Annotated in this window: 10 protein-coding genes and 1 other RNA gene; 5 read left to right on the plus strand and 6 right to left on the minus strand. The window is 65.8% G+C overall.

Features of this window, described 5'->3' with window-relative positions; translation table 11 throughout:
• A partial coding sequence (locus tag JOZ79_RS10405; RefSeq protein ID WP_294073864.1) for a DNA polymerase III subunit gamma/tau occupies positions 1 to 1,172 on the minus strand: 1,172 nt, incomplete at its 3' end.
• Positions 1,173 to 1,347: 175 nt separating this feature from the next.
• An RNA gene (gene ffs, locus JOZ79_RS10410) (signal recognition particle sRNA small type) lies at positions 1,348 to 1,442 on the minus strand.
• Between the two features lie 255 nt (positions 1,443 to 1,697).
• On the opposite strand from ffs, the gene JOZ79_RS10415 reads away from it, so the two are divergent.
• Positions 1,698 to 2,231 carry a hypothetical protein gene (locus tag JOZ79_RS10415; RefSeq protein WP_294073865.1) on the plus strand — a complete coding sequence of 178 codons (534 nt, stop codon included), beginning with the start codon at positions 1,698 to 1,700 and terminating at the stop codon, positions 2,229 to 2,231.
• A gap of 2 nt (positions 2,232 to 2,233) precedes the next feature.
• On the opposite strand, the gene JOZ79_RS10420 is transcribed toward JOZ79_RS10415, so the two are convergent.
• The 3 genes from JOZ79_RS10420 to JOZ79_RS10430 are packed head-to-tail and all read right to left on the minus strand — an operon-like array spanning position 2,234 to position 4,787.
• On the minus strand, positions 2,234 to 2,569 hold the full coding sequence (locus JOZ79_RS10420) for a 2Fe-2S iron-sulfur cluster-binding protein (protein WP_294073867.1): 336 nt from the start codon (positions 2,567 to 2,569) through the stop codon (positions 2,234 to 2,236).
• On the minus strand, positions 2,566 to 3,723 hold the full coding sequence (locus JOZ79_RS10425) for a cysteine desulfurase family protein (RefSeq protein WP_294073869.1): 1,158 nt from the start codon (positions 3,721 to 3,723) through the stop codon (positions 2,566 to 2,568). The genes JOZ79_RS10420 and JOZ79_RS10425 overlap by 4 nt, the downstream gene beginning before the upstream one ends.
• Positions 3,681 to 4,787: an aminotransferase class V-fold PLP-dependent enzyme gene (locus tag JOZ79_RS10430; protein ID WP_294073871.1), complete on the minus strand. Its 1,107-nt coding sequence runs from the start codon at positions 4,785 to 4,787 to the stop codon at positions 3,681 to 3,683. Before JOZ79_RS10430 ends, JOZ79_RS10425 begins: the two co-directional genes overlap by 43 nt.
• A gap of 87 nt (positions 4,788 to 4,874) precedes the next feature.
• Here JOZ79_RS10430 and JOZ79_RS10435 point away from each other — a divergent pair, with 87 nt between their 5' ends.
• A complete protein-coding gene (locus JOZ79_RS10435; RefSeq protein WP_294073873.1) occupies positions 4,875 to 5,558 on the plus strand; it encodes an alpha/beta hydrolase in 684 nt (227 codons plus the stop codon).
• A gap of 62 nt (positions 5,559 to 5,620) precedes the next feature.
• Entirely contained in the window at positions 5,621 to 5,872 is a 252-nt protein-coding gene (locus JOZ79_RS10440) for a hypothetical protein (RefSeq protein WP_294073874.1), read from the plus strand.
• Here JOZ79_RS10440 and JOZ79_RS10445 read toward each other — a convergent pair.
• Positions 5,869 to 6,813, minus strand: coding sequence for a threonine/serine dehydratase (locus JOZ79_RS10445; protein ID WP_294073876.1), 945 nt, complete (start codon positions 6,811 to 6,813; stop codon positions 5,869 to 5,871). The genes JOZ79_RS10440 and JOZ79_RS10445 overlap by 4 nt on opposite strands.
• A 202-nt stretch (positions 6,814 to 7,015) precedes the next feature.
• Here JOZ79_RS10445 and JOZ79_RS10450 point away from each other — a divergent pair, with 202 nt between their 5' ends.
• Together JOZ79_RS10450 and JOZ79_RS10455 are read left to right on the plus strand one after the other, a co-directional pair.
• Positions 7,016 to 8,245, plus strand: a complete 1,230-nt coding sequence (locus tag JOZ79_RS10450; RefSeq protein WP_294073878.1) for a type III PLP-dependent enzyme — start codon at positions 7,016 to 7,018, stop codon at positions 8,243 to 8,245.
• A 155-nt stretch (positions 8,246 to 8,400) separates the two neighbouring features.
• On the plus strand, positions 8,401 to 8,837 hold a 437-nt coding region (locus JOZ79_RS10455), incomplete at its 3' end, for a deoxyhypusine synthase family protein (RefSeq protein WP_294073880.1).

Here is an 8,837-nt window from a genome sequence, read left to right on the forward strand (position 1 = left end):
GGCAATTCAGCGGCATGGATGAGGCGAAGCACAGCCATCTCGGCGGCCTCGCGCGGGTCGGGGGCGACGTTGACGTCCTCGAGACCCTTCAGGAGCATCTGCCACAAGCGGTGGAGCGTCCCCCAGGTCAGCTGGCCGGCAAGGAGCTGCGCGGCCTCATTCTCTTCGCCGGACTGAAGCGTATCGGCGTGCGCGCCCGCCTTCGTCCTGGATGCCGAGTGAAGAGCCTCCATCATGCCTCTCAGAAGCTGGGCGGAATCGATGCCGAGGACATGCGCCTCGTCGAGTTCGGCGAGCGCTGCGGGAACATCGCCGGCGAGGACCAGCTGCAGGAGGCGGCGGACCCGGCCGCGGTCCGCGAGGCCGAGCATGTCGCGAACTTGGCCGGCCGCGACGGTGCCGCCGCCGTGTGCAATCGCCTGATCGAGGATCGACAGGCCGTCGCGCGCCGAGCCTTCCGCAGCCCGGGCGATCATGCCGATCGCTTCAGGCTCGACCTCGACGCCTTCAAGGCGGGAGACTTCGGTGAAATGCTCGGCCAGTGTTTCCGCCGGAATCCGGCGCAGGTCGAACCGCTGGCAGCGGGACAGCACCGTGACCGGCACCTTGTTCACCTCCGTGGTGGCAAACAGGAACTTCACGTGTTCCGGCGGTTCCTCAAGAGTTTTTAGCAACGCATTGAAAGCATTCTTCGAAAGCATGTGGACTTCATCGATGATGTAGATCTTGTAGCGAGCGCTGACCGATGCATAGCGCACCGCGTCGATGATCTCGCGGATGTCATCGACACTAGTGTGGGATGCGGCGTCCATCTCGATCACATCGATGTGTCGCCCTTCGGCAATCGCCTTGCACTGATCGCAGACATTGCACGGCGTGATGGTGGGGCCGCCCTGCCCGTCCGGTCCGACGCAGTTCAGGGCCTTGGCAATGAGACGCGCGGTGGAGGTCTTGCCGACGCCGCGAACGCCCGTGAGCAGGAAGGCATGAGCAAGCCGGTCGCGCTCGATCGCGTTCGCGAGAGTCTTCACCATCGCATCCTGGCCAATCAGCTGCGAGAATGTCTGCGGACGATATTTGCGGGCCAGGACGCGATACGGACTGGCGACGCCCCCTGGCGGCGCTGCTTCGGGAAGGTCGAGGCCAAGGCCGGGTGATTCGAGATCGTCCATCGGCGACGGTTTAGGCTGTTTCGTGGGCAGCGCGAAAGTGCCGCTGGGCGGTCACGGGAGTAAATCCCGTGACGTCAGTCCTCACGCGCTTCGCGCGCAAGCTGGCCGGCTCTCGACGTCTCTTCGCACTGCTTGCGATTGCTGTCGCAATCGCTGCGCTGTGCTCGGTGTCTCGAGAGGTGGAAGCCGACGACCCGGCGCCAATTCGTTGTGGCTGCTTCCTTCCGGACCTGACCAGGTTGGCGACAGCGCCGTCCGCCGACTTCCGGCTCCGCATATGGGCGAGGCCGCGGGCGGGCGCAAGCAACCACGGCGCCGCGATAGTTCATGCGGCCCGCGCCCTGTCCTTCAGCCGCAGTTCACCCTAAGAGCGCAAGGCCAAGCCCTTCCAAGCGAGGACTGAGTATGCCTGCCCCTCTCCTGCTCATCGCAGCCCTCGCTGCCGGCGCCCAGCCAGCCGCATCGCCTCCTGCGCCGGCTCCGGCCCGGCCATATTCTGGCCGCGGGCGAACCTTCATCAGTCCGATGGGTGAGCCCTTTCACGGCGGTGACGGCCTGGCCGCCTGGTTCCAGCAGGCCGACCGCAACCACGACGGCAGCGTCACGCTCGAAGAACTGAAGCAGGACGCGGACCGCTTCTACAAGACACTCGACACCAATCATGACGGCGAGATCGACCCGGACGAGATCACCACTTACGAGACTGTCATCGCGCCGGAAGTGCGGACAGGAACCGGGTTCGGCGGCGTAACCGATAGCGACAATGACGAGGCTACCGGCGGGGGTCGGCTGGGCCTGTTGACCATCCCTGAACCGGTCACTGCGGCCGACACGAACCTTGACCGCGGCATCTCGCCGCAGGAATTCCAGACCGCGGCCGAGAAAAGGTTCGGCCTGCTCGACAGCAATGGTGATGGCCGGCTGACCCTTCCGGAGCTTCAGTCGGCACGGTCCGCGGTCAGATCCAACGCGCTCCGTCCGCACAAATCGCAGGAGCAGTCCTCCCCACCGGACGATATGCCACCGCCGGACCATAGCCAGGACCCGCAGTCCTACTAGCCCTAGCGGCCCATCCAGTTCGTCGCCCCGGGAGGGATGCGCACGGTGAGCGAGCTAAGCTCGTCGGTCAGCAGGATCTGACAGGCAAGGCGCGATGTCCGGACGGCATGGGCGGCGAGATCGAGCAGATCCTCCTCCTCGTCGCTTGCGGGCGGAAGCTTGGCGAAATCTGCCGCATCGACGATGACGTGGCAGGTCGAGCAGGCCATCACGCCCTCGCAGGCGCCCTCGAGCGGCTCTCGTGCGGTCCAGGCGACGTCGAGCAGCCGCTGACCGGCATCAGCCTCGACCTCCTTGTCGAGCGATCCGTCGGCCTTCAGGAACCGCACCCTCGTCACGCGGCGACGCTCTCCTGTGCACGGCCCGTAGAGTCGATCCGCGAGAGCGCGTCGATCAGCTCCGCTTCGCTCGTGTAGCGCCCGAAACCAATGCGAAGAGACGAGCGCGCCTGTTGCGGAGTGAGGCCCAGGGCTCGGAGCACGTGGCTCGGCCGGCCCGAACCGCTCGCGCAGGCCGAGCCGAGCGACAAGGCGATATCGCGCAGGTCGGCGATCAAACGTGCTCCGTCAACGCCTTCGCGACGAATGTTGAGATTGCCTCTATAGCGTTCGTTCGTGCTGCCGTTGATCGTCCAGCGGTCGCCAAGTACGCCAATACCGGTGTCCCACAGGCGCTCGACATGGGCCTTGTCATCCGCGTCGCGCTCGCTGGCAAGCTTTGCAGCCGCGCCGAAGCCAGCACAGAGTGCCGGCGACAGCGTGCCCGACCTTAGGCCTCGCTCCTGCCCGCCGCCATGGATCAAGGTCGCGGGCTCGGTGCCGCTGCGCATCCACAGGCCGCCAATCCCCTTGGGGCCGTGGATCTTGTGGGCCGAGACCGCGACGAGGTCGGGGCCTTCCGGAATGGTCGCGCGGCCGAGGCCCTGGACCGCGTCGCAGAGCATCAGCGCGCCCACCGCGTGGGCGCGGGCAGCGATATCGGCGATGGGCTGGATGACGCCCATCTCGTTGTTGACCAGCATGACCGCGACAATGGCGACGCGCTCGTCGAGCTCGCGATCGAGCAGTTCGACGTCGATCAGGCCGTCCCGCGACACTGGCAGGATGGTGAGGTCGGCGCCCTGCCCGGCCAGCCATTCGCAGCTATCGAGGACCGCGGCATGCTCGGTGGCGGCCGTGACGATGCGGTTGCGGCCCGGAACGGCACGCTCAAGGCTTCCCTTCAGGGCCCAGTTGAGCGCTTCCGTCGCACTTCCGGTGAAGGCGAGCGAGCCGCCTGGAAGACCGATGGCGCGTTCGACCTGCCCGCGAGCGACCTCGATCGCTGCAGCGGCTTCGCGTCCCTGACGGGATGGCGAGTGCGGATTGGCGAATTTGTCTGCGAGCCAGGGCCGCATCGCGACGGCCACCTCCGGTGCGATCGGCGTCGTCGCCTGGTAATCGAGGTAGATCATGCCGCTCTGGCCGGCGCCCGGCCGGCGATCCGGCGCCATTCCGTGACGAAGCGCCCGACATCGCCCTCGCCGGTCCGTGGGCCGAAGCTGACGCGGATGACGGATGAGGCGATTTCGGTCGGAATGCCCATCGCGGCGAGGACGCGGCTCGGCTTCAAGCTACCCGACGAGCAGGCGCTTCCGGCAGAGACGGAGATGCCGGCGAGGTCAAGCTGTACGAGCTGGCTGGCGCTCGCGACGCCCGGCATCGTGTAGCCTCCAATAAGGGGGCTCCGCTCAGACCCGCCGGCGATGACGGCTCCGCCTGATTCGACAATCGCTTGTTCAAGCTGGCTGCGAAGTTGCTTTATCCTGGCAAGGGCGTCGGTCCACGCGCCGGTCGCCAGGGCGGCGGCCATCCCAGCGGCGCCGGGCAGGTTCTCGGTGCCACGGCGGTAACCCCGCTCCTGGCCCCCGGTCGCACGCAGGACGGAGAGATCGCGGACAAGCAGCGCCCCGCAGCCTGGCGGAGCGCCGAACTTGTGACCGGAGATCGAGATGAAATCGGCGTCCGGGAGAGGCAGCTTGCCGGCGCTCTGCGCGCAATCGCAGAGCAGCAGCGAACCGGCCGCGCGAACTCGGGCGGCGATCTCACCAATGGGCTGGATGACCCCGGTCTCGTTGTTGACGTGCTGGATCGCGATGAGCGCCGGGTCGACGGCGAGAGCGGCGCCGAGCGCGGCCATGTCGATGATCCCGTTCGCATCGACGGGGAGAACCCTCGCCCGGCCCATCGCGGCGCCGACTGCGTCATGCTCGGTGGCGCCATAAGCCCGGCCAGGCATCTTCGCCCGGCTCGCGGCCAGCGCGATCGCCTCGGTGGCACCCGAGGTGAAGATGACGTCATGGCGCCAATCAAGGCTGTTGGCGATCGTCCGACGGGCAACATCGAGCAGCGCGCGGCTCCTGCGCCCGTCAGCATGGGGCGAACTGGGGTTGGCCCAGGCCGCAAGCGCATCGGCAACCGCTGCTCCCGCCTCGGGCAGTACCGGCGTCGTCGCCGCATGATCGAGATAAAGGCGCTCCGGAGTCGTCAAAAGCCGTGGATTCCTGCTGATTGCCACATCAAGGGCCGTCCCTATATAGGAGCCGCCGCCCCGGCGCACCCGTCGGAAAGTCGACACTTTCAACCTGCGAGCGTCCCAGCCGATATGCCCGAAGTCATCTTTCCTGGTCCCGAAGGCCGCCTCGAGGGCCGCTTTCATCCGGGCACCCGCCCCCGCGCCCCCGTGGCGCTGATCCTGCATTCGCACCCGCAGGCGGGCGGCACGATGAACAACAAGATCGTCCAGCTACTCTATCAAACCTTCGTTCGGCGCGGTTTTGCGACCCTGCGGTTCAATTTCCGCGGCGTCGGCAAGAGTCAGGGCATCTTCGACAACGGCATTGGCGAACTGTCGGATGCGGCCAGCGCGCTCGACTGGGTGCAAAGCATCCATCCGGAGGCCGAGACGACCTGGGTCGCCGGTGTCAGCTTCGGTGCTTGGATCGGCATGCAGCTCCTGATGCGACGGCCGGAGATCCGCGGCTTCATCTCGATCGCGCCGCCGGCGAACATGTACGACTTCAGCTTCCTTGCACCCTGTCCGTCCTCGGGGATCATCATCCAGGGCGAAGCTGACGAAGTGGTGACCCCGAGCGCGGTCCAGAAGCTCGTCGACAAGCTCCGGACCCAGCGCCACATCACGATCAACCACGACCTCATCCCGGGCGCCAACCACTTCTTCGCCAACGAACTCGACCTGCTGATGAAGTCAGTTGACGATTATCTCGACATGCGGCTGGCGACCGACCCCAAGCGCGTATCGATCCCGTCGCGCTCGTCCCGATCCTGATCCAAAGCATTCGCGACGAAATTTTCACCAAGGTTTAACTGCCGTTCGGGCATGATGCAGTCATGGCATCGGCAGACCAGGCACGCCTCGAGGAGGCGTTTGAGCGGATCGAGGAGACGATCCTGCCGTGCATCGCCATGATGCTGGACACACTGATCGATGCCTCCGAAGCCGTGCCGGGAGACGACCGCCGCTTCCTCGCCGCCGAGCTCAAGACGCTCGCCGCCGAGCTTGAGGAGCTGACCCGAACGGTGGAGCGCTCCAGCCCCGCCCAGCTGGAACCGGGCGAGTACAAGGCGCGCGGCGCCGCCTAGGCTGCGACGATCCGGGCATGGAGCGCCGGATCGACATTCCCGCCCGATAGCACAATGACCGTACCCGGGGCCGTCTCGACCTTGCCGGCGAGCAGCGCCGCGAGCGCCGCCGAACCGCCGGGCTCGACGACCAGCTCGTGGCGCTCGAACGCGAAACGGACGGCGGATTCGACCTCGGCATCACTGACGCTCAGCGCGCGAGCCTCGCGGTCGCGAAGGATACCGTAGGTCAGTTCGCAAACGCGGGGCGTCTGGAGGGCGTCGCAGAGGGTTGGCGGGGCGTCAGCCGGCACTGGCACGATCTCGCCCACCGCGAGCGAGCGCGCCATGTCGTCCCAACCGGCGGGCTCAACGATCACGATCTCCGCGTCCGGACAGGCGAGCGCGATCCCCGTGGCGAGTCCACCGCCGCCACAGGGGATGACGATTCGAGATGGCGGCGCTTCGCCGACCTCGGCCAGCTGGTCGAGGATCTCGAGGCCTGCCGTCCCTTGCCCCGCCACGATCGCCGGATCATCGAAGCTCGGAACGACGACCGCGCCGGTCTGGGCAGATATCCTCCCTGCGATTTCCTCGCGGCTTTCGGTCCGCCGGTCGTAGAAGACGATTTCCGCTCCCTCGGCGCGCGTGCCGTCGATCTTCACCCGCGGCGCATCCGCCGGCATCACGATCACCGCCGGGGTGCCGATGCGGCGAGCGGCAATGGCGACTCCGCGCGCATGGTTACCCGAAGAGAAGGCGACGACGCCCCTACGCCGTTCCTCTGAAGTCAGCTGCAGCAGGCGGTTGGTCGCGCCACGCAGCTTGAAAGCCCCGCCGGTCTGCAGGCACTCGCACTTCAGCCACGTCTTTTCGCCGGGCAGGTCGCTGCCGATCAGCGGCGTGCGCTCGACCAGCCCGTCGATGCGGTCTCGCGCGGCAAGCACGTCGGCGCGTCTCACCTTCTGTCGCAAGTCCTTGATCTCACAGTCCTTTCGATCAACTGTTGCACAGCGACGACAAATGGTCCGTCGAGTGCGCGGAAGAGGCCCAAAAGTCTTTACTTGGGGGTACCCCCTCCATATATCGCGCCCCGCTGCCCCATGGGACTTCCAACCGCAAGGCAGCTTTCGCTTGAACTGTTTCCGTTGGAGGTCCCTTGAGTTGCACACGCACCATCGCGCGCTGGGGCTAGCTGCCGCCCCGAACGGTCGTGGAGACGCGGCCGATTTCCTGAAGCTGCGTCCGGCCGAGCCGGTTTGGTTGCTGCGTCCGCATGCCGCCCGCCGCGCCGCGCGCTTCTTCGTCGAGGAATTTCCCGGCCGCTCGCTGTATGCGGTCAAGGCCAACCCCGCGCCGGAGCTTCTGCGCGTGCTGTGGGATGCCGGGGTCACGCACTACGACGTCGCATCGATCGGGGAAGTGCGGTTGGTGCACGAGACGCTGCCGGGCGCGGTGCTCTGCTTCATGCATCCGGTGAAGGCCGAGGAATCGATTTCCGAGGCCTATTTCGAACACAATGTGCGTACCTTCAGCCTCGACACCCTCGATGAGCTCGAGAAGATTGTCCGCGCGACGGCGACCGACGGCGTGCCTGCGGCCGACCTGAACCTAGTCGTTCGCATCCGCGTCAGTTCGGAACATGCGAAGCTCAGCCTCGCTTCGAAGTTCGGAGCCGATCCGAATGATGTAAAAGCTCTTTTGTTCGCCGCTCGTCAGGCAGCCGATGCGCTCGGCATCTGCTTCCACGTCGGCAGCCAGGCGATGACTCCGGCTGCATTTGCGGAAGCCATGAGCCGCGTTCGTGACGCGATCGTCGATGCCGCGGTCACGGTCGACATTGTCGATGTCGGCGGAGGCTTTCCCTCCTGGTATCCTGGCATGGAGCCGCCGCCGCTCGAGACCTATTTCTCGGTTATTCACGCGGCGTTCGAAGCACTGCCGATCAGCTATTCTGCCGAGCTGTGGTGCGAACCGGGTCGCGCGCTCTGCGCCGAATATGCGAGCCTCCTGGTCCGCGTCGAGAAGCGCCGCGGCGATGAGCTTTACATCAACGAGGGCGCCTACGGCGCGCTGTTCGATGCCGCGCACATCGGCTGGCGCTATCCGGTGCGGCTGGTGCGCGAGCAGGATTCGCATGTCCGGCCGATGGCGTTCAGCTTCTACGGCCCGACCTGCGACGACCTCGACCATATGGCTGGGCCGTTCGAGCTTCCGGGCGACGTCGGCGCCGGCGACTATATCGAGATCGGCATGCTCGGGGCCTATGGCTGCGCGATGCGGACCCAGTTCAACGGCTTCGGAGTAGGCCTGTCGCGGGTCGTCGGCGACGAGCCTATGGCGAGCCTCTATGCCGATGTTCGCGAGGACCGCTCGAACGTGGTTCAGCTGTAGAATCTCCCCCGCCCGCTTGCGGGAGGGGGTCGGGGGGTGGGGCTGTCCCCTCCCGTAAACCAACGACATGCCCATCCGTTATCTGCTTTGTGCAGATCAAACAGGCCCACCCCTAACCCCTCCCGCAAGCGGGAGGGGAATGTTTGGAGCATGACATGACCGCTGAAACCAAGATCAACGACACGCGCAAGGCCGAACTGCTGTCGAGCCCGGTGGAGCATATCGACATCACGAAGTTCGATGCGCGTCCGATCGTCGACGCGATGGGCAAGATGAGTTTCACCAGCCGCGATCTTGCCCGCGCCACCGGCATCTACAACACGATGCTCGAGGACAAGGACTGTTCCGTGATCCTAGTGATCGCCGGCTCGACCTCGGCCGGCGGCTGCATGGACCTTTATGCCGAGCTCGTGCGGTCCAACATGGTCGATGCGATCGTCGCCACCGGCGCATCGATCGTCGACATGGATTTCTTCGAAGCGCTTGGCCACAAGCACTACCAAGCCAATGAAATCCCTGACGATGATACGCTGCGCTCGCTCTACATCGACCGCATCTACGACACCTATATCGATGAAGAGAAGCTTCAGGA

Source organism: Sphingomonas sp., assembly GCF_019242355.1.
GTDB lineage: Bacteria > Pseudomonadota > Alphaproteobacteria > Sphingomonadales > Sphingomonadaceae > Sphingomicrobium.